This window comes from Streptomyces sp. NBC_01288 (assembly GCF_035982055.1).
Taxonomy (GTDB): domain Bacteria; phylum Actinomycetota; class Actinomycetes; order Streptomycetales; family Streptomycetaceae; genus Streptomyces.
Genome location: NZ_CP108427.1, coordinates 5,010,027 through 5,035,750, shown reverse-complemented (window position 1 = coordinate 5,035,750; position 25,724 = coordinate 5,010,027). Strand labels below are relative to the sequence as shown.

Here is a 25,724-nt window from a genome sequence, read left to right as displayed (position 1 = left end):
TCCGATCGCCCCCAAGTGTCCGCTCTGTACACTCCGTTACCCGTCAGGACCGTGTGTGAGGGCGAGGGGTGGAACGGTGCCGGTGACACCAGCGGCCGGGGACAGGATCGACGGCCGGTATCTCCTGCACGAGCCCATCGGCACCGGCGGCATGGGCGTCGTATGGCGGGCCTGGGACGAGCGGTTGCAGCGCTGGGTCGCGGTCAAGTGCGCACGCCTGGACGACGATCGGGCCACGCGACGGCTCATGGGCGAGGCGCGCAACGCGGGGCGGCTGCACCACCCGAACATCGTGGCCGTCTTCGACTACATCGACGAGGGCACCACCTGCTGGATCGTCATGGAGTACGTCCCCTCCCGCAGCCTCGCCCAACTCATGGCGGAACGCGGCCCGTTGGCGCCCGAGGAGGCCGGGTCGATCGGCTGCCAGATCGCGGACGCGCTGGTGAAGTCGCATCGCGCGGGTGTGGTGCACGGCGATGTGACCCCGGAGAACATCCTCGTCACCGACGAAGGCGTCGCCCGACTCACCGACTTCGGGATCTCCCGGGCCCTGGGCAACGACTCCACGCAGAGCACGACCGGCACCGTGCGCGGCAAACCCCGTTACCTGGCGCCGGAGTTGGCGAAGGGGCAGCCCGCCGGTGAGAAGGCGGACGTGTTCTCCCTGGGTGCCTCGCTGTTCGCGGCCGTCGAGGGGCAGTCGCCGTACGGCGAGGCCGAGCACCTCATGACCTATCTGGCCCGGGCCGTCGAGGGACGCATCGAGCCCACCCGCCGGGCCGGTCAACTCACCGAGCCGCTGGCCGCGTTGCTGGCGGTGGAACCCCGGGACCGGCCCGACGCCGCGCACGCCCGGAAGCTGCTGACCCGCGCCGCACCGCCGCCCGCGCACATCCAGGAACGGCTGGACGACCGCCGCACCCTGGACCTGGAGTCGTCGACACTCCGGCTGGGCCGGCTGTCCCGCCGCACCCGGGACGTCCTCACCCTCTCGCTGCCGCGCCGCGTACGACGACGCCCCGTGGCGATCACGGCGGTGTCGCTGGTGACGGCCGCCGCCGTCGCGGGCGGCCTCGTCCTCTTCGGCCCATGGGGCTCAAAGGGCGGCCACGACAAGGGTGTCGGCCTGGCCGACGCGAAGCCCTCGGCCTCGGCGCGGGCCGGCACCATGGGCGACGAGCGGACGGCCGACCCCTGCGGGCTGATCGACACCGCCTCGCTGAGCCGCTTCGGCGACACCGTGCTGGACCCGGACTACGGCGAGATCGACCGGTGCGACGTCCTGGTGCACAACACCAGCGGTGACGACATCGCGGACCTCCAGGTCAACCTCGACGCGGACCGGGACGACTTCGACGACATCCGGTCCACCCGCCTGGTCGGCAGCCTCACGGTCGTGACCCTCAAGCGGGACGGGGAGACCTGCGAGCGGGCCGTCCTGCCCACCGACGGCACGCAGATCCGGGTCGTCGGACGGCAGTTGGCCCCGTCGTCGCCCGACCCGTGCCAACTGGCCGACGCCGCCACCGATCACGTGGTCGGCGTCCTGGCCGACGGCCCGGTACCCCGCCGCGCGTCGGCACCGGCCGCGAACTCCCTGGCCCGGCTGAACGCGTGCACGCTCCTCGACGCCGCCGACCTCAAGAGGGTGCCCGGTGTCCGACTCGCGAACCAGGAGCCCGGGTTCGGCTCCTGGGACTGCGACTGGTCCAGCGACGACGGCAAACGCGAGGTGGAGATCCAGTTCAGCCGGGACAACTCGCTCGACGCCGACGACGGAACGCCCGTGAACGTCGCCGGCACCAAGAGCTACTACGTCGCGGACGAGGCCGAGGACGACAGCTGCACCGTACGGACTCCGCATCGCACCTACCCGGACTCCGTCGGCGAGGACACCACCGAACTGTTCCAGCTGACCGTGTACGCACCGCAGCCGGGTAAGCAACTGTGCGACACCGCGGCCGAGTTGGCGGTGGCGGTTGTGGGGAATGCGGCGAGGGAACTTCCGGCACGGTGACGGTTCGGCGATGACGGCCGGACCCGTCCGGCCGGTCTCAGGGCTGGACGGGCATGGTCCAGCAGTTGGAGGCGGTGGACCGGCCCGCTAGGCGGTCGGTGAGCCAGGAGATCGCGTCGCCCTGGTCGGTGAGGAGGGGCGCGAAGTGGTTGAGGAGCGCGCTGCCGACACTGGGCAGGACGACGGCCTTGTACGTGACGTCACCGCCCAACGCGCACCAGTCGAGGGCGAGTTGGCGGGCCTGCGCGTGCGGGACGAGGTTGTCGCTGACGCCGGTCGCGAGCCGGACGGGCCCGGACGGCTTCAGCGTGCCGATACGCTGCTCGTCGAGGAACTTCCGCAACGCGGGAGTCGAGGCGATGATGTCGCTGATGGACGACCCGTCCGTGGTCCAACTGCTGCTCCGCGTATAGCCGTAGCCGAGCAACGCGTCCCCGACACACATGGTCGACAGATCGGTGAGCGCGGCCTTCCCGGCATCGTTGAGATGCGCCTCGGCGAGTGGCTTCAGATCCGGGTCGGACTGGAGGAACCCGTTGAGCGACCAGCCGAGCGCGCCCGCGAGTTCGCTGCCGTCGATGGCCTTGGTGACGGAGGTCAGATCGGCGGGCGGGGCACCGGCGTACGTCCCGGCGAGGGTGATGTCCGGGGCGTAGGAGGACCGGAGTTCGGCGGCGGCCGCGGTCGCTCCGCCGCCCTGGCTGTAGCCGTAGAGCCCGACGGGTGAGCCTGCGGTGACCGAGGCGCCGGTCACCGCACGGGCCGCGCGTACGGCGTCCAGCACCGCGTGCGCCTCGTCGATCCGGTTGACGTAGGTGTGCAGCCGGTCGGTGGCGCCCAGTCCGACGTAGTCGGTGACGACGACGGCGACGCCCTCGGCGAGGAGCCGGTAGATCGCCAGATCCTCGTAACCGACCGACACTGTCTGGCTGTTGAGGGACAGCGGATGCTCCAGGCCCATGGACGCGGAGCACTGGTCGCCCTGTCCCAGGGTGCCGGGGGCGACGGCGACGAGGGGGCGCGGGCCGGTGCCGGACCAGTCGGCGGACGGTTCGACGTAGGCACCGGTGACGGCGACGGGCTGCCCGTTCGAGTCGGTGGACTTGTACATCAGCCGGGTCGCGGTACCGGGCAGGGTGCTGCCGTCGAGGCCGGGCAGGCTCAGGGCGAGGGGGAGGGGCTCGCTGCGGACGAGGGTGCCGTCGGCGGCGGGCAGGGTGCTGGGCGGGTTGTAGAACTCGGGGATGGTGACGCCTCTGGAGACGACCTCGTCCGAGGCGGTCGCGGGGCCTGCGGTCGTGAGGGCGAGGGCCTGGGTGGTGAGGCAGGCGGCCGCGGTGATCGCGGCGGCGAGCAGGTTTCGTCGGCGTGCGGGCATGCGTGCGGGCATGGCGAACCTCCTGTGGAGCGGCCGTCCGGAGAATGGTTCGCCTGGAACTTACCTGCGGGTAAGTTACTCGTGATACCTGTCGGTAGGTTACGTTTCGGTAATGTGACTGACTGTCAGCCGATTCTGTGAGCGGGGTGTGGGGCGGCCGTCACTCCGCCGCCGCCGCGTCCGTCGCGGCCGCCACCAGCTCCAGGAACCCGGCGACGGCCTGCGGCTCGCTCACCATCAGATCGTGACCGGTGTCGATGTCCCACAACCGCCCGGCGGCGCGCGCCGGTTGAAGGTCCGCCGGGTCGCGGTACGGCAGCGTCGACGTGCATACGATCTGGGACTGCGGAAGCGCCCGTACCCCCGCCTCGTCGTGGAGCCGCAGCGGCTGGTCGAAGCACTTCCACGGATGCGGCGTGATCTTCGGCGCCAGCCAGGCGATGTCGTCCGGATCGGTCAACCCGTAGTAGGGCATGGGTCCTTCACCGGGAAAGTTCACCAGCTCCACCCCGTCGACCACCCGCCCCATGGCACGCGACGCGGCCATCAACTCCGGTGCCAGTTCGGCGAGGGACTGCCCGTTCGCCGGGGTGGCCGCGTCCAGGTAGACGAGGTGGCCGACACGGTCGAGGGCGCGGTCGGCGACACCGGTGATGACCATCCCGCCGTAGCTGTGCCCGACGAGGATGGCGTCGAACAGCCCCTCGTACACGAGGAGTTGGACGACATCGGTGATGTGGGTGTCGAGATCGACACCGGGCCCGAGCAGATGGGCCCGCTCACCGAGCCCGGTGAGTGTCGGGGTGTAGACGTCATGCCCGCTCGCCCGCAGGATCCGCGCGACGCGCTGATAACACCAGCCGCCGTGACTGCCGCCGTGCACGAGAACGTACGTGGCCATAGGGCGCTCCTGTCCAACAACTGTCGGATAACCGTCAGGTGTTGGGGAGAATACTGTTACCGCATGCCAGCGCAACCCCCCGAACGTCACGGAGTTCCCGACCCTCGCGTCCTCCGCTCCCGCGCCGCCCTCGAAGCCGCCCTCCGCGACCTGGTCACCGAGCGCGACCTGCGCCAGATATCCGTCGCCGACCTCACGAAACGCGCCGGCGTCAACCGCTCGACGTTCTACGAGCACTACGTCGACGTCCACGACCTGGCGGTGGCGGCGTGCACGGCGACGTACGACGAGTTGGTGGCCGTGGCGCCGATCCCGCACAGCCAACTGACTCCCGACGGAACCCCGTTGCCGAACCCTCTGCCCGCTCTCTTCACCCATGTCGCGGCCAACGCCCCGCTCTACCGCGCCCTCCTCTGCGACGAGGGCAGCGCCCGCATGATCAACCACCTCCTCCACCGCATCACGCTGGCGGCCCGCATCAGTCGCGGCCTGGACACCGATGAGGGAACCGCCGCGGACGACTTCCCGCACGACCCGGTCTCCGCCTTCCTGGCGGGCGCGGTCCTGGGCACGATCATCGACTGGCTGCAACGGGACTGCCCGGGGACGCCGGAGGAGATCGGGGGTGCGGTGTGGCCGTATGCGGTGGCTTGTGCGGAGGTCTCGGACATCCCCTCGACCTGACCAACTCCCGGGTGCGGCCTGGGGTGTTGCGGCCCTTCCTTATGGCATGTACTTTCCACTATGGAAAGTACATGCCATGCCATGCGGTGGAGGTTGTCATGAACGACGGCTCGCGGGACCTGGATCTGCTTCAACAGCAGCGGACGGCGTTGGCCCAGCGGTTGAGGCTTCCGTGGTGGTACCTGGCGGTGACCGCGCTGCTGCTGGCAGCGGTGCTGGCCCTGCCGTTCCTACAGCCGCGATACATCTCCGAGGAGGTGGGCCAGAGCGCATTGCTGGTGCTGATCCTGGTCCAGATAGGCCTCAGCCGGCTTCTGGTTCACACCACCGGTGTGAAGTACCGGGGCCGGGACACGATCTACCCGTCGGCCCGACCCGTCATGTGGGTCACGTTCGGGTTGGCGCTGGCATCCGTCGCGGGCGAACACGTGCTGCTCGGAAGAGGGGACACCGCACTCGCGATCACGCTGGGCATCGTCGTGGTGGCGGCGGTAGTGGGCATTCTGCTGTGGCAGAACGCGGCGATCCGTCACGACATCCGGCAAGGACGAGCGGTTTCGCGATGACCGGACATGAAGGACGCGGGCGACTGGACGAGATCATCCATCCGGTGACCCGGCTGTCGATCTGCGGACTGCTTGCCGCCGGCCCGCAGTGGGTGGAGTTCTCCGTTGTGCGGGACACCGTGGGGGTGAGTGATTCGGTGCTGTCCAAGCAGTCCCGGATCCTCGAAGACGCCGGCTACCTCGAAGTACGCAAGGGCGCGGTCGGACGACGTCCACGGACCTGGTTCCGGCTCACCGACGAGGGCCGCACCGCGTTCACCGAACACCTCACCTGGCTGCAGAACGCCGCGCGACTCGCCGCCGACCGGGCGCCGGCCGACGACGGCGACCCGGGGGGCTGAGGAAGGGGGCAAGGTGAGTGCGAGCGAGGAACGGGGGCGCCGGGAGCTGCTGCTCGCGGGTACGGAACCGGCCGGCCGCGATACAGAGCAGGCGCACCGGTTCCTCTTCGACTACGCGGCCGAGCCGCGCCGGCCCCCTTGGTGAAATCGACAGAGCCCCAGTGGCTATACACTGAGAGTATACGTCATGTGTATAGTGCTGAGGTATGACTACGGCAACCGCGTCCCGTTGCGACACCCCCGTCACCGTCCTCACCGCGACCGCGGCCTTCGGGCTGCTGCTCGGCTGGGCGACGTACGGACTGCACGGGACGACGCCCCTGTTGGAGCGGGCGACCAACTCGGTGTCCACCTGGATCATCTGGACTGCCGCGGCCGGTGCGCTGATCCGTGCCCGGCGGCTCGCCGTCTGGGGTGGGGCAGTCATGATGCTCGCCACCTGTGGCGGCTACTACGCGGCGTCCACGCTCGGGGAGACGTTCGGGGCCGGGGGGCTCGGAACCGCCGCCGTGTGGTCGGTGGCGGGGCTGGCCGGAGGTCCGCTGCTGGGGTGGGCCGGGTGGACGCTACGGCGCGGGCGGGGGGACGTGCGGGCAGTGGCCGGGGCGGTCATCGCGACGGTGGTGCTGGGGGAGGCGCTCTGGCTGGCTCTGGCGCTCCACTACTGGGGAGAGGCGGTCGTCTTCCTGGCCGCCGGCGCGCTGCTCACCGCTCTCCTGACCGTCTACCTGGCGCGCGCAGGGGTGCACCGTTACTGGCTGTGCGCCGTGCTCGCACCCGTGGGCGGCCTCGCCTTCTACCTCGCCGAGCAGGGCATCCTCGGCGGCCTGCTCGGATCGGTGTGACTCTGTCCAACTCCTCGCTCAGTCACATGTGTTGATCGCATGTGTTGGTCGCATGTGTTGGTTACAACCACTCGTTGATGGCCGCTACGAGGGCCGTGGCCTCGTAGCGGACTGCGAGCTCGTCGTACCTCGTGGCCACGGCGCGGTGCTTTTTGAGGCGATTGACGCCGCACTCGGTTCTTGCGGGAGGCGTACGCCTTGGCGCTGGCCCGCGTCCCCCGCCGACAACCGTCGCGTGATCCGGTCGAACAGTTCCGACAGCGGCTCGCCGACCTCCCGGCCGAACTCCGTGAGCCCGTACGTGACTTGGGGCGGTGTGGTCGGTTCGACCTCGCGCCAGAGGAGGCCGTCCCGGACCAGGGTGCGGAGGGTCTGCGCGAGCATCTTCTCGCTGATGCCCTGGATGCTCTCGCGGAGTTCGTAGAAGCGGAGGCTGTTGGTGCGCAGGGAGATCAGGACCCAGACGCCCCATCTGCTGGTCACGTGGTCGACGACATCGCGGGCGAGGCAGTCGGTGTGAAACACCTCATACCGGGGCCCTGTCCCGACCCCTCTCTCCTGCACGCCTTCCGTCATGTTATGAGCTTACCTCTTGGTATGTCCTTACCGAAAGTTAGCCCGACTCCTAGCGTGAGGGCCGTAGAGCGGATGCGGAACGCGCACCGCGTGCGACACATGTGACAGGAGCTGAACATGATCGTGGTGACCGGGGCTACCGGGAACATCGGCCGGCCGTTGACGCGGGCGTTGGCCGAGGCGGGACAGCAGGTGACGGCGGTGTCGCGGCACGCGGCGACGGGGACGGATACGGGTACGGGGGCGGGGAAGGTGCCGGACGGCGTCCGGCATGTCGCCGCCGACCTGGCCGAACCGGCGGGCCTCGAACCCGCGTTGGCCGGAGCGAAGGCGCTGTTCCTCCTCCTCTCCGGCGACCTGCACGCCGGCGGAGCCGACCCGGCCGACATCATCGCCGTGGCCGAGGCCGCCGGGGTCCGCCGGGTCGTCCTGCTCTCCACCCAGGGCGTGGCGACCAGGCCCTTCGGCCCGACACGGATCGCGATGCGCGCGCTGGAGGACGTACTGCGGGAGTCCGGCCTGGAGTGGGCGATCCTGCGGCCGGGCGGCTTCGCCTCCAACGCCCTGTGGTGGGCCGAGTCCATCCGTACGCGAGGGGTCGTGGCCGCGCCCTTCGGCGACATCGGGGTACCGATCGTCGACCCGGCGGACATCGCCGAGGTCGCGGCCGCCTGCCTGCTGGACAACCAACACACGGGCGGTGTCTACGAGTTGACCGGCCCGGAGGTGATCACGCCGCGCCGGCAGGCGGAGGCCATCGCCGCCGCACTGGGCTCGCCGGTACGGTTCCACGACCTCACCCGCGAGGAGGCCAAGGCCGCCATGTCCCAGAGCATGCCGCCCGAACTCGCCGAGGACACCCTGACCATCCTCGGCGCCCCCAGCCCCGCCGAACTGCGCATCAGCCCGGACATCGAACGGGTCCTGGGCCGCACCCCGCGCCCGTTCGCGGACTGGGCCGCGCGCCATGTCGCCGCGTTCCGCTGACACCGGACGCGTTATCTCCCGTTCCCCCTATGGCAGTTGACGGCGCTCTAGTCCCGGCCGCGCAAAGCCTGCGAGAGCGCGTTCATGCTGATGCCGACGATCGCGCCGAGCTGCCTGCCGCTCGCCCCGGCCCTGCTCATCACGGCCAGCGACTGGTTGACCGCCGTGATGTGAGTGGCGTGGTCCTCGGCGTCACCCTCGCTCAACTCCGCCGTGTGCAGGGCCGTTCGCAGCCGCGCGCGCTGAAGCCCCACGGCTTCGACCGCGCGCGCGGCGATGGCGGGGCTGAGCACGGGCGTCGCCATCGCGGTCTGGGCGACCAGGCATCCGTCCGGTACGTCGGGGTCGGCGATGCGGTGAAGGGTGACCTCGAAGAACGCCCGGATCGCCGACAACGGTTCCCCGAACACCCCGGAGGAGAGCGCCTGTTCGTACTTGTCCCCGTACCGGAGGGCGTACCGGTCCAGGCAACGCAGATAGAGCGACTCCTTGTCGCCGAACGAGGAGTAGAGCGAACTCCGGTTCAGCCCGGTCGCGTTGGAGAGGTCGTCGAGCGAGGTGTCGGCGTATCCGTCCCGCCAGAACTGAACCATCGCCGCGTCGAGCGCGACCTCCACGTCGAACTGCTTCTTCCCGGCCATCCGCACGCACCCCGTCCTCGATCCAGCCCATCGTATCCTGAACCGAACAGTCCAAGATGAGTTAGCCTGGATACATGACCGAAGCCGACGTCACCCCGAACGGCTCACCCGACCAGAACGCGACCCCCACCTCGGCCGGCGTCGCCGGTCTGCCGCTGCGCGACCTCCCCGGTTTCACCCACCGCTGGGTCGACGCGGACGGAATCCGCCTGCACGCCGTGGAAGGCGGCAGCCCGAGCGCCCCTACGGTCGTGCTGCTCGCCGGATTCCCGCAGAACTGGTGGGCCTGGCACCAGGTGATGCCCCGCCTCGCCGAGCGCTTCCACGTGATCGCGGTCGACCTGCCGGGCCAGGGCCACTCCGACCGCCCCGACGAGGGCTACGACAGCCACACCCTCGCCTCCCGCGTGCAGGCCGCGCTGACCGCACTCGACGTGCCGAAGTACTGGCTCGCCGCCCACGACATCGGGGCCTGCGTAGCCTTCTCGCTCGCCCTGAAGTACCAGGACCACCTGCACGGCGTCGCCCTCCTCGACGCCGGCATCCCCGGCATCACCCTCCCGGACACCATCCCCACGGACCCCGAACGCGCCTGGAAAACCTGGCACTTGGCCTTCCACCTGGTCCCCGAACTCCCCGAGACCCTGATCACCGGCCGCGAACGGGAGTACGTGGGTTGGTTCTTGAGGACGAAAACCCTCTCCCCGACGACTTTCAGCGCCGCCGAGATCGACTACTACGCCGCCTCCATCGCAGCCGAGGGAGGCCTCCGAGCGGCCCTCGCCTACTTCCGCGACGCCGAGGAGTCAGCCCGCGAGAACCGTGCCGCCCTCGCTTCCCTGGGCGGCCACCTGACCCTCCCGGTCCTCGGAATCTCCAGCTCCCACGGCTCGATCCCCGACATGGCCGCCTCCCTCGGCCCCTGGGCGAAGAACATCACCGGCGTCGTCGTCCCGGACGCCGGGCACTTCATTCCGGAGGAGCAACCCGACGCGGTTGTAAGGGCGTTGGGCGCGTTCGTCGATCACGTGGGAGTCGGGTAAAGGGCGGACGTGCGAGCTTGCCCGGCAGATGGCCGCGGCCTGACCGGCCAATCGTCCGTCTCTCAGATCTCAGCCAACCGCCCCCCACACCGCTCAGATCACCAACGCACACACCACCGACGCCACGGCGACCACCACCCCCGACTCCACCAACGACCCGTCCTCCAATATCCCCAACGCCGCGACAGTCCCGCTGTGTTGGTTGGCCACCAGCAGATGCCCCGCCGCCGTGGTCAGCCCCCGAGGCCAGTTACCTCCGCTGGGAATCTCCCCGAGGGGCTCAAGAGCCGTACCCGTGATCCGGAACGCCGCCACCGTGTCCGGGCCCCGGTTGGTGACCCAGACGTAGCGTCCGCAGTCCGAAGTCACGATGCCGGCGGGCTGGTTGGGGATGTCCGCTACGGCCGTTGCCGGTATCCGTGACACCTCGTGCAGGGTGCCGGTCTCGGCGTCGTAGCGGTGGCAGGTCACCGTCGAGGAGAGTTCGTCGGCGCTGAGGACCAGGTCGCCGCTCGGGGTGAAGGCGAGGTGGCGGGGGCCGGAGCCCGGGCGGAGTCGGGAGGCGGCCACGGGCTTCAACTTGCCTGGATCCGGCTCCAGTTCGTACGTGAACACCGTGTCCGCGCCCAGGTCCGTGGCCAGGACGTAGCGGCCGGCCGGGTCCACGACGACCTGGTGGGCGTGGGTGCCCTCCTGGCGGCCGGTCACCGGGCCCGAACCCTCGTGTTCGACCACGTCCGTCAGGTCCGTGAGCCGGCCGTCCGCGTCCAGGCGGTGGACCGCCACCGTGCCGGGCAACGTGTCCGTGCCGTAGTTGGCGGTGAGGAGGTAGTCGCCGCTCGGGTGGACGGTCAGGTGGCAGGGGTTCGCTCCACCGCTGGTCAGGGGTGCTCCCAGCGGTACCGGCGCCGCCCCCTCCCGCAGACCGAACGCGCTCACCGCGCCCGGCGTCGACTCGTGCGTCGTGTAGACGACGGGCAGGGTCGGGTGCGCCGCCAGGTACGACGCCCCGCTCGCCGCCACCGCGTCCACCACGCCCAGGCCGTCCCCCGGAGTGAAACGCAGCGCCGTCACACCGACGCCCTCACCACCCGTGTCCGGCGTGTACGAACCGGTCAGAACAACAACTCGCCCTGCTTCAGCCATGATTGATGAGTCGTCAACTGTCTTTTGTGCCATCGGAGTTCAGCTCCTCAGCGGAGTACGTCGTCGTGGTGGTCGAGCAGTGCGAGTTCGGCTCGGCGCGGGAGGCCCTCCCAGTCGCCCTCCGTGCCGACCGCGAACGCGCCCAGCCGAGCCGCCGTGTCCAACCGGAGTTCAGGCGCGGCGCCCGCCAGCAGCTCGGCCAAGTAGCCCGCCACGAAGGCATCTCCGGCGCCCACCGAGTCGTGGACGCGGGCGGGCAGCGCGGGTTGGCGGTACGGCCGGCCGTCGACGAGCGCGAAGGCTCCCTCCGCGCCCAGTTTGATGACTGCCCCCGACGGGCCCAACTCGCAGATTCCCTTGGCCAGTTCCTCGGGCTCGTGGCGGTCCGGTACCGCGAGCCGCGCCTCGTGCGGGCCCGCGAACACCAGGTCGCTGTCCCGGAGGAGAGGCAGGACCGCCTCCCTCGCCTCGTCCTCGTTCCAGAGGAGGGAGCGGAAGTTGATGTCGAGCGACACCAACACCCCCGCGCTTCTTGCCACATCCACCGCACGGCGGACCGCCCGTGCCGGACCCTCCCCCAACGCCGGTGTGATGCCGGTGATGTGGAGGACAGCCGCCCCCGCCACCACCTCCTCCGGAATGTCCTCGGGGGACAGGCGCACCCCCGCCGTCGCCGTCCGGTAGTAGCGCATCCGGTGATGCGTACTGGTGCGTTTCTCCTTGAGGAGAAGGGAAGTCGGCGCCGGATCGCGTACCGCGAGGGCGGTGACGCCCTCGGCTCGCAGCTCGCGCAGCACCAGCTCGCCCAGTTCGTCGTCGCTCACGCGGCCGATCCACGTCGCCCGGCCGCCCAGACGGCTGACGCCCACGGCCACGTTCGACTCGGCGCCGGCGATGCCGAGGCGCAGGGTGGTGCCCAGGGCGAGCGGGCCGGGGCCGGCGGCGGACAGGACGCCGAGGGTCTCGCCCACGGTGACGAGGTAGGGCTCGTCACCCTCAACTGGCTTGCGGGTGTTCACAGATGCTTCTCCTCGGCCCCGGTGTCGGGCCTGACCGTCTTCAGCAGTGCGCGTGCCCGTGCCGTGAGGGCGCTCAGCGCCTCCGGAGCGGGGTCCCGGTCGGCGCCGCGCAACAACGGGGACCCGACGCCCACGGCGAGTGCCCCCGCGGCCATGTACAGTCCCGCCGCCTCCAGGTCCACGCCGCCGACCGCCATGAGCGGTATCTCCGGTAGCGGGGCCCGGAGTTGGGCCAGGTGGGTCGGACCTCCCGTGCACGCCGGGAAGAGTTTCACGGCCGCCGCGCCCGCCCGCCACGCGGTGATCACCTCGGTCGCCGTCCAAGCGCCGGGGTAGAAGGGGACGTTGAGATCCGCAGCGGCGCGGATGACGTCCGGTTCGACGTTGGGGGCGACCAGGAACTCCGCGCCCGCCGCCAGCGCGTCCCGGGTGTCGGACGCGGTGAGGACCGTACCCGCGCCCACCGAGACGGCGGCGCCGAGTTCGTCCTTGATACGGGCGATCGCGTCCAGTGCGCCCCCGGTGGTGAGGGTGACCTCCAGGCAGGTGACCCCGCCGGCCGCGAGGGCACGGGCCGCGGCGGGCAGCCCGGAGGCGTCGGCCGACCTGAGGATGGCCATGACCCGGGTACTGGTCAACTGGGTTGTGAGAAAGGGCCGTTCAGGGATGTGATGCTGCGTCACTTCACCGCTCCCGCCGACATTCCGGCGACCATCTGGCGCTGGAAGAAGATGAAGATGACGAACAGGGGCAGCACGCCCAGCAGCGCGGCCGGGAAGAGAGTCGTCGGCTGCACGGTGTGCGGGTCGATGAAGGAGTACGCGTTCACCATGACCGTGCGCTTGCCCGGGTCCTGGAGGAACACGAGGGGGACGAGGAGGTCGTTCCAGATCTGGAGCGAGATGAACGTCAACAGGGTGCTGGTGACCGGCCGTAGCAGCGGCAGGATGATGACGAAGAACGTGCGCAGCGCGCCGCAGCCGTCGAGGGCCGCCGCCTCCTCCAGGTCGGTCGGGACCTGGCGGATGAAACTGGTGTAGAAGAACACGGCCAACGGCAGGTTGAGCGCGGTGTAGATGAAGACGACACCCGCGTATGTGTCGAGCAGGTTCAGGTCGCGCATCAGCAGGTACAGGGGTGCCACGACGACGAACACCGGGATCGACGTGCCGAGGATGAACAGCCGGTACACCGCCGTCGACCAGCCCGCGGTGATCCGGGCCAGCGGGTAGCCCGCGAGCGCGCCGAGCACGGTGATGAGCACGCACGAAAGCCCGGTGATCAGAAGGGTGTTGAGGGTGCTGGTGCCGTAGTGGATCTGGCTGAAGGCCTGCGTGAAGTTCTTCAGGGTGAACGAGTGCGGGATGCCCAGCGGGGAGCGCGCCACGTCCGCCGCCGTCCGCAGCGAGGTCACGATCGTGAAGACGAACGGCAGCACGAAGAGGACCGTGCCGAGGCAGAGCACCGTGGTGCCGAGGCCGGCGGCGAGCCTGCGCGGGGTCCATGGTTCGGCGGTGCGGGGCCGGGGCGCGTCACGCTTTCCGGCGGGGCGGCCGACTTCGGTCGGGGGGACCGTAGTTGAGAGGGGTGAGGTCATGGGGTGATCCGTCCGATTCCAACGGTGCCGACGGGGTGCGTACGTCCTTGGAGGCGTCCGTACGGCGTCACACGCGCCGTTCGCGCAGCCTGAGCAGGGAGTTGGTCGCGCTGGACAGGACGACCACGGTCACGAGGAGCAGCACCGCGAGGGCGACGCCGTAGGCGAACTTCCCGCCGCCGAAGATGTTCCGGTACACGAGCAGGGTCAGGGTGTCGGTCGCGCCGGCCGGGCCGCCGTTGGTCAGGACGAGCGGGAACTCGAAGACCTTGAGCGAACCGATCAGGCTGAGCGTCACGTTGACGGTCAACGCCGGTGCCAGCAGCGGCCATTCGACGCTGCGGAAGCGCCGCCAGCCGCTCGCGCCGTCCAGGGCGGCGGCCTCCAGGAGTTCGGTGGGCATGCTCAGGTAGCTGGCGAGGAAGATCGCGCACGAGTAGCCGGTGAACATCCAGATGTTGACGGTCGCGACCGAGTACAGCGCCGTGGACGGGTCGCCGAGCCAGACGTGCTTGAGCGCGCCGAGGCCGACCCCGTCGAGCAGCGCGTTGAGGCCGCCGTTCGGCGCGAAGAGGTACGACCAGATGAACGCGGCCATCAGCGGCGAGATCAGCGTCGGGGTCAACAGGACGACGTTCAGGGCCTTTCGGACTCGCGGGCGGCGGAACAGCATCGACGCGAAGAGCAGCCCGAGGCCGTTCTGTACGACGACGACCACGACGGCGTAGAGGACCGTGTGCCACAGGGCCGCGGAGACCTGCGGGTCGTCGGCCATCGCCTTGTACTGGTCCGTGCCGACGAAGTGGGAGATCGGGCCGCCGACGCTGTCGGTGAAGCTCAAGTACACGCCCTTGAACAGCGGATACAGGATGAAGAGCGCGTACACGGCGATCGCGGGGAGCAGGAAGGCGGCCATGGTGGCACGCCGTCGGTGGAACACGGGGGATCAACCTCCTTGGCCGACAGGCCCCTTGGGGGAGTGGGCGTAACGGGAGTGGGCGTAACGAGGGCGAGCGAGACGGGAGGTGGCGGGCTGCGGCGGCCCGTACGGCCGGCTCGATCATCCGGCCGGTCTGGTCACCCGGCCGGTGTTCGACGGGTCGGGCAGCGCAACTGCCCGACCAGTGCGGCTACTTGGCGGATGCCGCCGTCTGGATGTCCTTCAGCGTCTTCGCCGCGTCGGACTGGCCCAGCAGGAACGACTGGATCTTGGAGCCGGTGTCCGTCTCCGCCTGGGTGCCGTACCAGGTGTTGGAGGGCAGCACCCGGTAACGGCCCTCGTTGAACGCGGTGTTGAAGATGGTCGTCTCCGTCGAGTCGGGCGTGGTGCCACCGGTGAACGGGGACTCGGCGTGCTCGGCGTCCAGGTACTTCGCCAGATTCGCGCTCTGCGACCAGAACTTGACGTACTCCTTCGCGGCGTCCGCGTGCTGCGACTGGGAGTTGACACCCCACGCCGTACCGGAGAACAGCATCGCGTTCGGCTTGGTGCCCGCGGCACCGCCCGGCCAGGGCGCGAACGAGACCGGGAAACCGGCCTTCTTGATGTTGGAGACCTGCCAGGCACCCTGGTACCAGAACGCGCTCTTGCCGGCGCTGAAGTCCTGTGGGCCCTGCGACCACTCGTCGACGCCGAGCTCGTTCTTCCAGTTCACATAGCCCTTGTCGCCAAGGGACTTGAGCTGGGCGAGCGGCTCCTTCCAGTCCGAGCCGAAGGAGGCCTTGCCGGCCAGGAAGTCCGCGTCCCACTGCTTGTTCTTCTGGTAGACGGTCGTCGAACCGCTCGCCTGGAAGATGGAGCTACCGGTCCAACCCGCCTTGTCCGGAAGCGAGATGGGCGTGATCCCGGCCTTCTTGATCTTCGCGAGGTCGGCGAGGAACGTCGGCCAGTCGGCGGGGACCTCGGTGATCCCGGCCTTCTTCAGCAGGTCCATGTTGGCGTAGAGACCGATGCCGATCAGCTCCATCGGCATGGCCAGCGTCTTGCCGTCGCTCTGCGTGAACGGCTTCGCCGCCGAGGATATGGAGCTGGTCCACGACTCGTTCGAGAGGTCCGCGAGGTAGCCGGAGGCGCCCCACTTCTTCATCTTGTCCGCGTCGACCATGATGACGTCGCCGGCCTTGCCGCCGAGCAGCTCGGGCTGGAGCTTCTGGGTGTAAGTCGGGTCCGCGGTGGTGTACTTGAAGTCGATCTTGATCTTCGGGTGCGCCTTCTCGAAGGCCTTGTTGATCTCGGCGATGTTCGCCGGCTCCGCGCCGCCGCCCTTCCACGCCTCCACGTGGAGCGTGACCGTCCCGTCCGCGGAGGTCGAGTCGGACCCGCCGCCACAGGCGGCGAGCGACGTCGCCAGGGCGGCGACCGTGGTGGCGACCGCGAGCAGTCTCCCGGAGCGCTTCATTGCACACCTCACCCATCATCGGCGCATGCCGATTTCGTCGTGCTTGCAGGGGTTCTCTACGAAACCTGCTTGAAAGCAGGCTCTTCTACGGAAGTTGACGGTCCGTCACCTTCGCCGAGTCCCGTCGGCTGTGCGAGGACCATGATGGTTTGCCGGGCCTGAATGGATATATCACTGAAATCCATCGAAGGAAACCGGTTGACCAACGACTTCGGCGAACGCTAGGTTGCGGCGCCAGAGGGTGTCAAGAGGTCAAACGCAACACGGCATGCCGAACGCCACACCCCAGGCGAATGCGGCAGTCGGGGACGATTCGTACAGCTGGCAGAGTGGTCGACAACGTCGTTGACAGGGAGGGTTCGCGTGGCTGAACAGCCCGTACGGGCACGGCTGGTGGACGTCGCACGGGAGGCGGGAGTCTCCAAGGCGACGGTGTCCAAGGTGCTCAACGGACGGCAGGACCTGTCCGTCCGCCCCGAGACCAGACAACGCGTCCACGAGGTCGCCGCAGCCCTGGGCTACCGCCCGCACTCCGGGGCCCGCGCCCTGGCCGGGGCCAGCACCCACGCCCTGGCCCTGCTGGTGCCGGCCCTCAACAACCCTACGTACGTGACCATTTCGCGCGGCGCCTACCAGCGTGCCCGTGAACTGGGCTATCTCTCCCTGCTCGCCGAGGACTTCGACGGCCAGGAGGCCGACGACACCTTCAACGACCTGGTCAAGGAGGGCCGGGTGGACGGCCTGCTGATCGCGTCCGCCCGCCCGAACCACCCCCTACTGGAGACCCTGAGCCGCAACCCGGTTCCGCACGTCTTCCTCAACCGAGCCGTCAAGGACTCGGGCCGCAACGTCACGATGGACGTGGCGCGTTCGAGCATCACCGCGCTCGACCATCTCCACGCACTCGGTCACCGGGTGATCGGCCACATCGCCGGCCCCTCGGGGATCACCCCCAGCGAGGACCGCCGGGACGCGTTCCTACGGCACGCCGCCGCACTGGGACTCGTCGCGGCACCGGTCGCCTCCGGCGACTTCACCGAGGAGGGCGGCGCCTGCGCCGCCCGCGAACTCCTCACCCCCGCCGAGGACCGGCCGCAGGTCACCGCGCTGTACACCAGCTCGCTGGCCCAGGCCATCGGGGCGACACGGGCCATCCACGAACGCGGCCTGCGCATCCCCGAGGACATCTCCCTGGTCGGCAACGACGACCTCCCGGTCGCCGGTTACCTGACCCCGCCACTGACGACGGTCGCGATGCCGCTGCACGAACTGGGCACGGCGGCGGTCGACGCCCTGGTCGCGGAGATCCAGGGGAAGCCGCCGGGGGATGTGGTGGTGCCGACCGAGCCGCGGTTGGTGTTGCGGGGGTCTACGGCGCGGCCGGGGGCTCGGGGGTCCGGTGGGGCTGTGGGACTTGGCGGATCTGGTGGGTCTGGCGGATCTGCGTGATCTGGCGGGGCGAGTTGGCCGGGTGGGACGCGTAGTACCCGTAGGACCCGGATGGGCGAGTACGGCCTGACCTCGTAGTACCCGTAGTACCCGTAGTACCCGTAGTACCCGTAGTACCCGTAGTACCCGTAGTACCCGTAGTACCCGTAGTACCCGTACGACCCGTAGGGCTTGGGTTCGTGAGCGCGGCCTGCCCCGTAGTACCCGTAGGACCCGGGTGCGCGAGTGCGGTCGGGCCCGCAGAACCCCGTACGACCCGTACGACCCGGAGACGCGAGGACGGCCCGACCCCGCTGGACCCGTACGACCCGTAGTACCCGCACCCCCCGTAGGACCCGCACGACCTGACCGGACTGGTCGGCCCGAGCCGTAGGCCGACCCGGAAGGGCACTCCCGTAGGACGGATGACGGACGGATGACCGGACGGGCCGGTCACGCCGAGAGGAACGCCATGAGCCGCACCACCCCCGAGAGTCACCCCGAGAGCCGTCGCGACAGTCACCCCGACCACCGCCTCGCCCGCTTCACCGGCCGTACCGCCCTCCTCACCGCCGCCGCCTCCGGCATCGGTGCCGCCACCGCGCGGCGTCTCGCCGACGAGGGTGCGTCCGTGCTGGTCACGGACGTGGACGCGGCCGGTGCCGAGAAGGTGGCCGACGAGGTCCGCGCCAAGGGCGGCCGAGCGCGTCACCTGGGGCTGGACGTCACGAACCCCGAGGCCTGGCCGGAGGCGGTGCGGACGGTCGAGGAGTGGACCGGCCGCCTCGACCTCCTCCACCTCAACGCCGGCCGCAACCTTCCCGGCGCGATCCACGAACTCGACGACACCTCCTGGCACGAGCACCTCCGCCTCGCCCTCGACTCCGTCTTCTACGGCGTCCGGGCGGCCGTACCACTGCTCACCGCGGCCGGCGCCGGCGCGGTCGTCGTCACCGGCTCCGTGCACGCGGTGCTCGGCTTCAGCGGATTCCCGGCGTACGCGGCGGCGAAGGGTGGAGTCAGCGCGCTGGTACGGCAGTTGGCGGTCGAGTACGCGGGCCGGATCAGGTTCAACGCGGTGGTGCCCGGTGCGGTGGAGACCGGGCTGTGGACCGACGCACCGGACGAGTACCGGGTCCAGACGGCGGCCCGGACCCCGGTCGGGCGGCTCGGCGAACCCGAGGACATCGCCGCCGCCGTCGCCTTCCTCGGCTCGGACGACGCGTCGTTCATCACCGGCCAGAACCTGGTCGTGGACGGCGGTCGCAGCATCAGTTCGCAGGAGTGACACCGGCTCGGCTGCCACGAGAAGCCTCACCCCATACCCGTAGGACCCCTGGGACCACGGCCAGTCCGCCGTGCCCGCATCCGCACTCGTAGGCCCCGCACCCGTACGCCCATACCCGTACGCCCCATACCCGTAGGACCCGGAGGTCCGCAGCATGAAAATCACCGGATACGAGTTGTTCCTCGTCGAACCGCGCTGGCTCTTCCTGCGCGTCGACACCGACGAGGGCATATCCGGCTGGGGCGAGCCCATCGTGGAGGGCAAGGCCCACACCACGGCCCGGGCGGTCGAGGAGATGTTCGACTACCTGATCGGCCAGGACCCCGCCCGCATCGAGGAACACTGGCAGATGCTCGCCAAGGGCGGTTTCTACCGCGGCGGCCCGGTCCTGAGCAGCGCTCTCGCCGGCATCGACCAGGCCCTGTGGGACATCGCCGGCAAGACGCACGGCGTCCCCGTGCACCAACTCCTCGGCGGCCACGTCCGCGACCGCGTCCGCATCTACGGCTGGCTCTACGGCGAGAGTCCCGAGGAACTCGCCGAGTCGGCCGCGGGCCAGGTCGCCAAGGGCCTGACCGCCGTGAAGATGAACCCCTGCGCGCAACTTGAGCCGCTCGCGACCCCCGCGGCGATCGACGCGATCGTGGCCCGGGTGAGCGCCGTACGCGAGGCGATCGGCCCGGACCGGGACGTGGCGCTGGACTTCCACGGCCGTTTCAGCGGAGCGATGTCGCGCCGCGTACTCCCGTACCTGGAACCGCTGTTGCCGATGTTCGTGGAGGAGCCGGTCCTCCCAGAGTTCACCCGCGACCTCGGCGACGTCGTCCGCGCCACCTCCATCCCCATCGCGACCGGCGAACGCCTCTTCTCCCGCTGGGACTTCAGGGAGGTCCTCGGCGCCGGCATCGCGGTGGCGCAGCCCGACATCAGCCACGCGGGCGGCATCTCGGAGACCCGCCGTATCGCCGCGATGGCCGAGGCCTACGACGTGCTCGTAGCCCCGCACTGCCCGCTCGGCCCGATCGCCCTGGCCGCGAGCCTCCAACTCGACTTCGCCGTACCGAACTTCCTCATCCAGGAACAGTCCCTGGGCATCGGCTACGGCGACAGCAGCGGCCTGCTCGGCTACCTCGCGGACGCCTCTCCGTTCGAGGTCCAGGACGGCTACATCCACCGCCTCACCGCTCCCGGCCTCGGCATCACGGTCGACGAGGAGAAGGTCCGCGCCGCCGCCGAACGCGGCCACCGCTGGCGCAATCCGGTGTGGCGCAACGCGGACGGCTCACTGGCGAGTTGGTAGTCCGTGGCTTGGTAGCCCGCGACCTCAACGGCCCGTAGGCAGCGGGTCGTTGGCTCCGCGCTGCCCCGACGCCGTCGAATCCGGCGTCGGGACAGCGCCACACGCTCCAGGCGCACCGGCGGCAACCGGTCATCGCGCCTGGCGAAGAGGGGAATCTCGCCGCACGCAGCGGCAAGGGACACATCCACCCATCCAAGGAGCGCGCAATGAAGCGTCGCAGATTCGGTTCTCCCGGCAGAGCAGTTCCGGCCAACCCCCGCACAAGGCCCAGGACTTCAAAGGTCCTGGCCCTGCTGGCAGCGGTGACGGGCGCATTGCTCGTCCCCGTCACGGCTACCAACGCGGCGGCGGCCGGCACGAGTTACTACGTCGACTGCTCGGCCTCCTCCAACGGCACCGGCACCAGCGCCAGCCCCTGGAACTCGGTCAGCAGCGTCAACAGCACCACCTTCACCGCGGGCGACAGCATCCTCTTCAAGGCCGGCACCACCTGCACCGGCCAACTCGCCCCCGGCGGTTCAGGCGCCTCGGGCAGCAACATCTCGATGGCGTCGTACGGTTCGGGCGCGAAGCCGATCATCGACGCGGCGGGTGCGACGGGCGCGGTCATCCACCTCCTCAACCAGCAGTACTGGGACATAGGCGGCCTGGAGCTGATCGACAACTCCTCGTCCCCCGCCTACCGTTCGGGCGTCCTGGCCGAGAACAGCTCCGGCGGCGTCCTCAACCACATTCGCGTCCACGACATGTACATCCACAACATCGCGGGCTACGGCGGCGGTTGGTACGCGACGAACGCGGGCGTCGGCGTCCAGACCGACCACACGACACCCGTCTCCACGTGGAACGACGTGGTGGTCGAGAACAACACGTTCGACCACGTGGACCGCATCGCGGTCGCCGTGACCCCGGACGCGGACGGCCAGGGGACCGGCCTCACCACCGGCACGGTCATCCGCAACAACACGATGACGTACGACGGCGCGGACGACATCCTCGTCGTCAAGAACGACGGCGCCCTGATCGACGGCAACAAGGCGGGCTACGGCGGCGCCAAGTCGACCTGCCCGCCCTCCGGTCAGTACTGCAACGGCGCCTCCGCCGGCATCTGGATGTCCGGCAGCAGCAACACCGTCGTCCAGAACAACGAGGTCTACTGCCACGTCAACGGCGCCGACGGCACCGGCTTCGACGTGGACTGGGGCAACCACAACACCACGTTCCAGTACAACTACAGCCACCAGAACCTCGGCGGCTTCCTCCTGGTGATGCCCCCCTTCACCATCGCCAACGAGCCCACGTCGACGGTCCCCAGCGACGGCACGGTGGTCCGCTACAACATCAGCGAGAACGACGGCAGCAACTCCGGCTGCCCGACGTCAGGCACCCAGACCCACGGCGGCGGAGTCCTCCACTTCGTAGGCGGAGTCCCGAACCAGAGCGGCAGTTCGTCCGCGATCCCGCTCTTCTACAACAACACGTTCTCGGTGAGGGACGGCCTGAGCACCCCGATCCTCTACTCCCGCGCAGGCACATCGATCAGCGGAGCGTTGTCCTTCCAGAACAACGCGGTCTTCAACTACGGCTCCGGCAACTACTTCACCACCACCGGCAGTTCGACGTTCTCCAACAACCTCTTCTACGGCAACCACCCGTCCCGCGAGCCCGCGGACGCGGCCAAGGTGACGTCGGACCCGGAGTTCCGCAACGCGGGTAACGCGAACACGTCCTCGTCGTACACAGGCAAGAACGCCTACCAGGTCCACCCGTCGTCCCCGGTGATCCGAGCGGGCGCGGTCATCGCGTCCAACGGCGGCTACGACGCCTACGGCAACACGGTGTCGGCTACGGCGGCCCCCAACATCGGTGCGTACAACGGCACCGGCGGCAACCTGCTGTCCAACGCGGGCTTCGAGACGGGCAGTTTGTCCCCGTGGACGCAGGCGAGCGGCACGGCGTCCTCGGTGACGGCGTCCAACTCCCGTACGGGAGCTGACGCGTTGACGACAGCGGCGAGCGGCAGCGGCGCGAACCAGTCCCTGACCGGTCTCTCGCCTTCCACCACGTACCTGCTGACGGGCTGGGGCAAGGTGGCGACGGCCGGCGAAACCCTGGCGATCGGAGTGAAGAACTTCGGCGGCACGGAGACGTACACGAACGTGGCCTCGACCTCGTACTCCCAGGCGGCGATCGTCTTCACGACCGGTTCCTCCAGCACGACGGCCACGGTCTACTGCTGGAAGAACGCCGGTGGAACGGGGGCGGGTTACTGCGACGACCTGGCGGTCGAGCCCTTGTCCTCCTCCACGAACGCGGTCACGAACCCGGGCTTCGAGACGGGCGCGCTGACCCCGTGGACCCAGAGCGCGGGCACGGCGTCGAGCGTCGCTGCCGCCAACTCCCGCACCGGCACGTACGCGTTGCAGACGGGGGCGAGCGCGAGCGGCGCCATCCAGACGGTCACCGGCCTTACCTCCGGCGGCAGTTACCTGCTGGCGGCGTGGGCGAAGGTGGGCACCGCCGGTGAGGAGGTGGCCGTAGGCGTGAAGAGCTTCGGCGGTACGGAGACGTACCTGCGGGGCTCGACGACGACGTACACCCAGGAGCCGATCTTCTTCACGACGGGCGTCTCCAACACCTCGGCGTCGGTGTACTGCTACAAGAACTCCGGTTCCGCGGCGGGGTATTGCGACGACTTCACGGTGGTGAAGTTGCCCTGATCACTGCGGTTCGGCACGAACCCCCAGGTCTGTGATCTGGGGGTTCGTGGCGGTGCGGGGAAGGTGTTCACTCGTACCAAGGTCCTGGAAGGGGACCGCGCTTGGTCCTCGCCGGGACTCCGGGTATGACGCTGCCCTTGTCGAGGTCGCCCCGAATGTGCAAGTACAGGCTGGGAGTTGGCAGGCCGACGGTCTGGATCCACCCTTTGCCGTGCACGTGCCCCGCCGCGGTCAGCTCGGCTGCCTGGCCGTGCGGGGCCACTGTCTTCGCGTAGCTCTGGCAGAGCGTCTCGCCACTGTCGGCGAAGGCGTAGCGAGCTGCGTAGGCGTAGCCCTCGTGGAGCCAGACGTAGAGCACGATCGGCTTGTCGAGGACGGTGCGGAACCAGTCGGCGGCGGCCCGGGCGAGTTGGTCCGTCGATCCGGTGGCGTCAAGTGCCCACGCGTGGGGCCGATCCGGCAGCGTGTACAGCTGACTGTGCAGACGATCGCCCCGGACGCGGTCACCGACCAGGCGCACCCCCAGATCGACCAGGCTCAGGTGCCGGGGCTCCGCCCGGTCGGACAGGCCGACCCAGGCGAGCAGCGCCTCCCAGTCCTCGGTGCGCCCGATTTCCCCGGCGACATCGGCCGGAGCCCAGGCCATGCAGTGCCCGCTCAGTGCCGAGGCGAAGGCTCTCTCATCGTCGGTGAACTCGCAGTCGTCGTCGGGGTCGTCGACCTCGAACCATGGGTGTTTCCTCATGGGATGGACCCTATGGTGGTGGCCGTGCGGGCCCTCAACGAATTTCGGGCGGCGGTGAGTTGTACTCCGAGCTCGGGTGCTCCGGCTCGGATCGACTCATTCGGCGTCGCACCTTTCCAGAACGAGGCTCGCGGACCCCTCTTCGAGTCCGTCGTTCTCCTCCAGGTGGAGATGGGCGCCGTCCGGGGTGCCGTCCTGGGCGAGGGTGAGGAGATGGCCGGCCAGGGTCTTCAGCCCCGCGGAGTTGGCCTCGATGACGATCTCTCGGCCGAGGTCGCGGACCTCGATGCGTGCGCTTTCCTCCCACGTGAAGACTTCGGTGACTCCATCGGTGACCGCGGTGACGTGAGTGCTTGTGGGTGGAGTAGCGCTGGGATCAATGGCCATGCCTAAGCGTGGCTCACCCAAGGAGCCATGTGGAGTCGGGGGCGCGGGCTTTCCAACTGTGGTGGTGGGGCGGCGGGTTGGGTGCGGGCGCCGTTCACCTTCTTTTGCCCAGGTGCTGCTCAGGCTTTGGGTGCCTCGGCCGAGAGCGGGGTGGTGTCCTTGGCCGGTGGCGCTTTGATGGTCACGGGCTGGTTGATGTCGAGGAAGGTGACGGTCAGGTCGAGTGGCCCGTCTCCGGTGCCGACCATGTCGTCATTGTGCTGGGCCCGCATACGGAACTGTTTGGTGCGGCCGTCGCCGTCTGTCCACAGATCCATGGTCAGCGGGTCGGAGACCTCCAGTTGTATGAACTGATCGAGGCTCCCTTCGGTCAGGTCCTTGCTGTTGACCGTCCCCTTGTAGTGCGTGGTCTTGGCGCCGTCGACCGTCTCGGTCCCGATCAGCCGCAGGTCCTTGGACCCGGTCAGCAGCGTGGACTGCGCAACTGGGCTTGCCTGAAGCTGACTTGGCAGTATGCCGTAGGACTGGTTGTCCACTCCGCCGCGTCCCCATACGGCCGGCGCTGCCCAGAGCCAGCTCTTGCCCTTCAGCTTCTCGGGACGCACCGCACTCCCGCCGAGGTACATCACCTTGTCGACGAACCGGATCTCCAGCCGGCCGTTCCCACCCTGGGCGGCCGTAGCGGTCATCTTCATGCTCATGGCCAGCGGTTGAGTGCTCATGGAGGCCTCGGCCTCCAGATGGTCCTTCCCCGGCACGGTCCCGCTGATCCGATAGTGGAGCGACGTGATGCCCCTGGCGTTCTTCCCTGCCTTCGCCACGGCCGCCGCAGGAGTCACCGCGGGTGGATCGGCGGCGGCGGAGTTGCTCTTGGCACCTCCACCGCAAGCAACCGATCCCCCCGCGAGCAGTACGGCCACGAAGGCCGCGCTCGTCACTCTGCGCGGTACGGAGACAAGGACGGACATTCCCACAAACCCCCCAAGGTGGATGGCAGATCCATGCCAGGCCGCGAGCCTAACGCGGGGTGTTTCCCGAGGCGTGCCGGGGCTTGTGAGGCATGGCCGTCGGGGGTGTTCGCGCCGCGTTCGGCGGCCGGATGGGCGGTTGGACTCTCGGCTTGTAGCGCTCGGGAAAGTCGGGGTGCTCCTGGTACGGGAAGGCGAGATCGAGCAGGTCGTCGCACGGCCACAGCTCGCCGTCGAACCGGCAGTCCTCACGGTCGTCCCAGGGTCGCTCGGGATCACCTTCGGCCGGGCTGAGCGCGTGCCGGTCCAGCACGTGCCGCTTGGCCTCGACTTCGCGCAGCACGCGGGCAGGGTCGTACAGGGCCACGTGCCGCGCGACCGCGGTGTGGAAGCCGGTGGGATCCCCTTGGCCGAAGTCGACTGCGGCCCCGTGCGCGATCCACTCCGTAGAGAATCCGGCCCCGTCACAGCGCCGGGCGACGTCGCCCTCCTCGTCCAGGCGCGCCTTGAGGAACTCCACCAGGTCGTTGGTCATGGCGACATCCTCGACCTCGGGCCGCACGCCGGTACTCGCTTTACGCCCGTCGCTCACCTTCGGGTATTGGGCCAGCACGTTTTCCAACTGTGGGGGCGGAGCGCCGCTCGCGAGCGCTGATGGCCCGGAGGCGTCCGCGCTCGTGCGCCGTTGTCCGTCGGCGTTGTCACGCAGTGGACACTCACCCGCGTCCACCTCGGAACCGTGAAT

25 protein-coding genes and 1 pseudogene are annotated in these 25,724 nt (G+C 69.3%); 12 read left to right on the top strand and 14 right to left on the bottom strand.

Annotated elements, in window-relative coordinates; all coding sequences use genetic code 11:
- Window positions 1-76 precede the first annotated feature (76 nt).
- Window positions 77-2,020 carry a serine/threonine-protein kinase gene (locus OG194_RS22510; protein WP_327402622.1) on the top strand — a complete coding sequence of 648 codons (1,944 nt, stop codon included), beginning with the start codon at window positions 77-79 and terminating at the stop codon, window positions 2,018-2,020.
- Between the two features lie 37 nt (window positions 2,021-2,057).
- Here the strand turns inward: OG194_RS22510 and OG194_RS22505 are convergent, their stop codons facing one another.
- Together OG194_RS22505 and OG194_RS22500 are read right to left on the bottom strand one after the other, a co-directional pair.
- The gene (locus OG194_RS22505; protein ID WP_327407166.1) at window positions 2,058-3,398 is read right to left on the bottom strand and encodes a lipase family protein; all 1,341 of its coding nucleotides are present in this window, start codon (window positions 3,396-3,398) and stop codon (window positions 2,058-2,060) included.
- 160 nt (window positions 3,399-3,558) lie between these two features.
- Window positions 3,559-4,299, bottom strand: a complete 741-nt coding sequence (locus OG194_RS22500) for an alpha/beta fold hydrolase (protein ID WP_327402621.1) — start codon at window positions 4,297-4,299, stop codon at window positions 3,559-3,561.
- A gap of 63 nt (window positions 4,300-4,362) precedes the next feature.
- Here OG194_RS22500 and OG194_RS22495 point away from each other — a divergent pair, with 63 nt between their 5' ends.
- The 5 genes from OG194_RS22495 (at window position 4,363) to OG194_RS22475 (ending at window position 6,735) form a co-directional block, all read left to right on the top strand.
- Window positions 4,363-4,983: a TetR/AcrR family transcriptional regulator gene (locus tag OG194_RS22495; protein WP_327402620.1), complete on the top strand. Its 621-nt coding sequence runs from the start codon at window positions 4,363-4,365 to the stop codon at window positions 4,981-4,983.
- A 98-nt stretch (window positions 4,984-5,081) separates the two neighbouring features.
- Window positions 5,082-5,549: a hypothetical protein gene (locus OG194_RS22490; RefSeq protein ID WP_327402619.1), complete on the top strand. Its 468-nt coding sequence runs from the start codon at window positions 5,082-5,084 to the stop codon at window positions 5,547-5,549.
- Complete coding sequence (locus OG194_RS22485) at window positions 5,546-5,890, top strand: winged helix-turn-helix domain-containing protein (RefSeq protein ID WP_327402618.1); 345 nt, start codon at window positions 5,546-5,548, stop codon at window positions 5,888-5,890. The genes OG194_RS22490 and OG194_RS22485 overlap by 4 nt, the downstream gene beginning before the upstream one ends.
- 13 nt (window positions 5,891-5,903) lie before the next feature.
- The gene (locus OG194_RS22480) at window positions 5,904-6,035 is read left to right on the top strand and encodes a hypothetical protein (RefSeq protein ID WP_327402617.1); all 132 of its coding nucleotides are present in this window, start codon (window positions 5,904-5,906) and stop codon (window positions 6,033-6,035) included.
- Between the two features lie 61 nt (window positions 6,036-6,096).
- Window positions 6,097-6,735: a DUF6518 family protein gene (locus OG194_RS22475; RefSeq protein WP_327402616.1), complete on the top strand. Its 639-nt coding sequence runs from the start codon at window positions 6,097-6,099 to the stop codon at window positions 6,733-6,735.
- A 213-nt stretch (window positions 6,736-6,948) separates the two neighbouring features.
- On the opposite strand, the pseudogene OG194_RS22470 reads toward OG194_RS22475, so the two are convergent.
- Window positions 6,949-7,311 (bottom strand): annotated as a pseudogene (locus tag OG194_RS22470) (winged helix-turn-helix transcriptional regulator); the annotation flags it as partial.
- 117 nt (window positions 7,312-7,428) lie between these two features.
- On the opposite strand from OG194_RS22470, the gene OG194_RS22465 reads away from it, so the two are divergent.
- A complete protein-coding gene (locus OG194_RS22465) occupies window positions 7,429-8,298 on the top strand; it encodes an SDR family oxidoreductase (RefSeq protein WP_327402615.1) in 870 nt (289 codons plus the stop codon).
- Window positions 8,299-8,345: 47 nt separating this feature from the next.
- On the opposite strand, the gene OG194_RS22460 is transcribed toward OG194_RS22465, so the two are convergent.
- Window positions 8,346-8,939, bottom strand: a complete 594-nt coding sequence (locus tag OG194_RS22460; RefSeq protein ID WP_327402614.1) for a TetR/AcrR family transcriptional regulator — start codon at window positions 8,937-8,939, stop codon at window positions 8,346-8,348.
- Between the two features lie 74 nt (window positions 8,940-9,013).
- On the opposite strand from OG194_RS22460, the gene OG194_RS22455 reads away from it, so the two are divergent.
- The gene (locus tag OG194_RS22455; RefSeq protein ID WP_327402613.1) at window positions 9,014-9,982 is read left to right on the top strand and encodes an alpha/beta fold hydrolase; all 969 of its coding nucleotides are present in this window, start codon (window positions 9,014-9,016) and stop codon (window positions 9,980-9,982) included.
- 93 nt (window positions 9,983-10,075) lie between these two features.
- Here the strand turns inward: OG194_RS22455 and OG194_RS22450 are convergent, their stop codons facing one another.
- The 6 genes from OG194_RS22450 to OG194_RS22425 all read right to left on the bottom strand — a co-directional run bounded on the left by OG194_RS22450 (window position 10,076) and on the right by OG194_RS22425 (window position 16,143).
- On the bottom strand, window positions 10,076-11,128 hold the full coding sequence (locus OG194_RS22450) for a lactonase family protein (protein WP_327402612.1): 1,053 nt from the start codon (window positions 11,126-11,128) through the stop codon (window positions 10,076-10,078).
- A 47-nt stretch (window positions 11,129-11,175) separates the two neighbouring features.
- Window positions 11,176-12,147 (bottom strand): sugar kinase, encoded by a 972-nt coding sequence (locus tag OG194_RS22445; protein WP_327402611.1) that lies wholly within the window; start codon window positions 12,145-12,147, stop codon window positions 11,176-11,178.
- On the bottom strand, window positions 12,144-12,830 hold the full coding sequence (locus OG194_RS22440; RefSeq protein WP_327402610.1) for a bifunctional 4-hydroxy-2-oxoglutarate aldolase/2-dehydro-3-deoxy-phosphogluconate aldolase: 687 nt from the start codon (window positions 12,828-12,830) through the stop codon (window positions 12,144-12,146). The genes OG194_RS22445 and OG194_RS22440 overlap by 4 nt, the downstream gene beginning before the upstream one ends.
- Complete coding sequence (locus tag OG194_RS22435; protein WP_327402609.1) at window positions 12,827-13,744, bottom strand: carbohydrate ABC transporter permease; 918 nt, start codon at window positions 13,742-13,744, stop codon at window positions 12,827-12,829. Before OG194_RS22435 ends, OG194_RS22440 begins: the two co-directional genes overlap by 4 nt.
- A 67-nt stretch (window positions 13,745-13,811) precedes the next feature.
- Window positions 13,812-14,684 (bottom strand): carbohydrate ABC transporter permease, encoded by an 873-nt coding sequence (locus tag OG194_RS22430; RefSeq protein ID WP_327402608.1) that lies wholly within the window; start codon window positions 14,682-14,684, stop codon window positions 13,812-13,814.
- Window positions 14,685-14,874: 190 nt separating this feature from the next.
- Complete coding sequence (locus tag OG194_RS22425) at window positions 14,875-16,143, bottom strand: ABC transporter substrate-binding protein (protein WP_327402607.1); 1,269 nt, start codon at window positions 16,141-16,143, stop codon at window positions 14,875-14,877.
- A 363-nt stretch (window positions 16,144-16,506) separates the two neighbouring features.
- Here OG194_RS22425 and OG194_RS22420 point away from each other — a divergent pair, with 363 nt between their 5' ends.
- From OG194_RS22420 to OG194_RS22405, 4 genes are all read left to right on the top strand, one after another.
- Window positions 16,507-17,592 (top strand): LacI family DNA-binding transcriptional regulator, encoded by a 1,086-nt coding sequence (locus OG194_RS22420; protein ID WP_327402606.1) that lies wholly within the window; start codon window positions 16,507-16,509, stop codon window positions 17,590-17,592.
- A 451-nt stretch (window positions 17,593-18,043) separates the two neighbouring features.
- Entirely contained in the window at window positions 18,044-18,859 is an 816-nt protein-coding gene (locus OG194_RS22415; RefSeq protein ID WP_327402605.1) for an SDR family NAD(P)-dependent oxidoreductase, read from the top strand.
- A gap of 154 nt (window positions 18,860-19,013) precedes the next feature.
- On the top strand, window positions 19,014-20,159 hold the full coding sequence (gene dgoD, locus OG194_RS22410; RefSeq protein ID WP_327402604.1) for a galactonate dehydratase: 1,146 nt from the start codon (window positions 19,014-19,016) through the stop codon (window positions 20,157-20,159).
- 206 nt (window positions 20,160-20,365) lie between these two features.
- Window positions 20,366-22,879 carry a carbohydrate binding domain-containing protein gene (locus OG194_RS22405; RefSeq protein WP_327402603.1) on the top strand — a complete coding sequence of 838 codons (2,514 nt, stop codon included), beginning with the start codon at window positions 20,366-20,368 and terminating at the stop codon, window positions 22,877-22,879.
- A gap of 67 nt (window positions 22,880-22,946) precedes the next feature.
- Here OG194_RS22405 and OG194_RS22400 read toward each other — a convergent pair whose 3' ends face one another.
- From OG194_RS22400 to OG194_RS22385, 4 genes are all read right to left on the bottom strand, one after another.
- Complete coding sequence (locus OG194_RS22400) at window positions 22,947-23,624, bottom strand: hypothetical protein (RefSeq protein ID WP_327402602.1); 678 nt, start codon at window positions 23,622-23,624, stop codon at window positions 22,947-22,949.
- 96 nt (window positions 23,625-23,720) lie between these two features.
- Window positions 23,721-24,011 carry an Imm32 family immunity protein gene (locus OG194_RS22395; protein WP_327402601.1) on the bottom strand — a complete coding sequence of 97 codons (291 nt, stop codon included), beginning with the start codon at window positions 24,009-24,011 and terminating at the stop codon, window positions 23,721-23,723.
- Window positions 24,012-24,130: 119 nt separating this feature from the next.
- Window positions 24,131-24,979, bottom strand: a complete 849-nt coding sequence (locus tag OG194_RS22390; protein ID WP_327402600.1) for an LppX_LprAFG lipoprotein — start codon at window positions 24,977-24,979, stop codon at window positions 24,131-24,133.
- Window positions 24,980-25,028: 49 nt separating this feature from the next.
- Window positions 25,029-25,514 carry a DUF6221 family protein gene (locus OG194_RS22385; RefSeq protein ID WP_327402599.1) on the bottom strand — a complete coding sequence of 162 codons (486 nt, stop codon included), beginning with the start codon at window positions 25,512-25,514 and terminating at the stop codon, window positions 25,029-25,031.
- Between the last annotated feature and the right edge of the window lie 210 nt (window positions 25,515-25,724).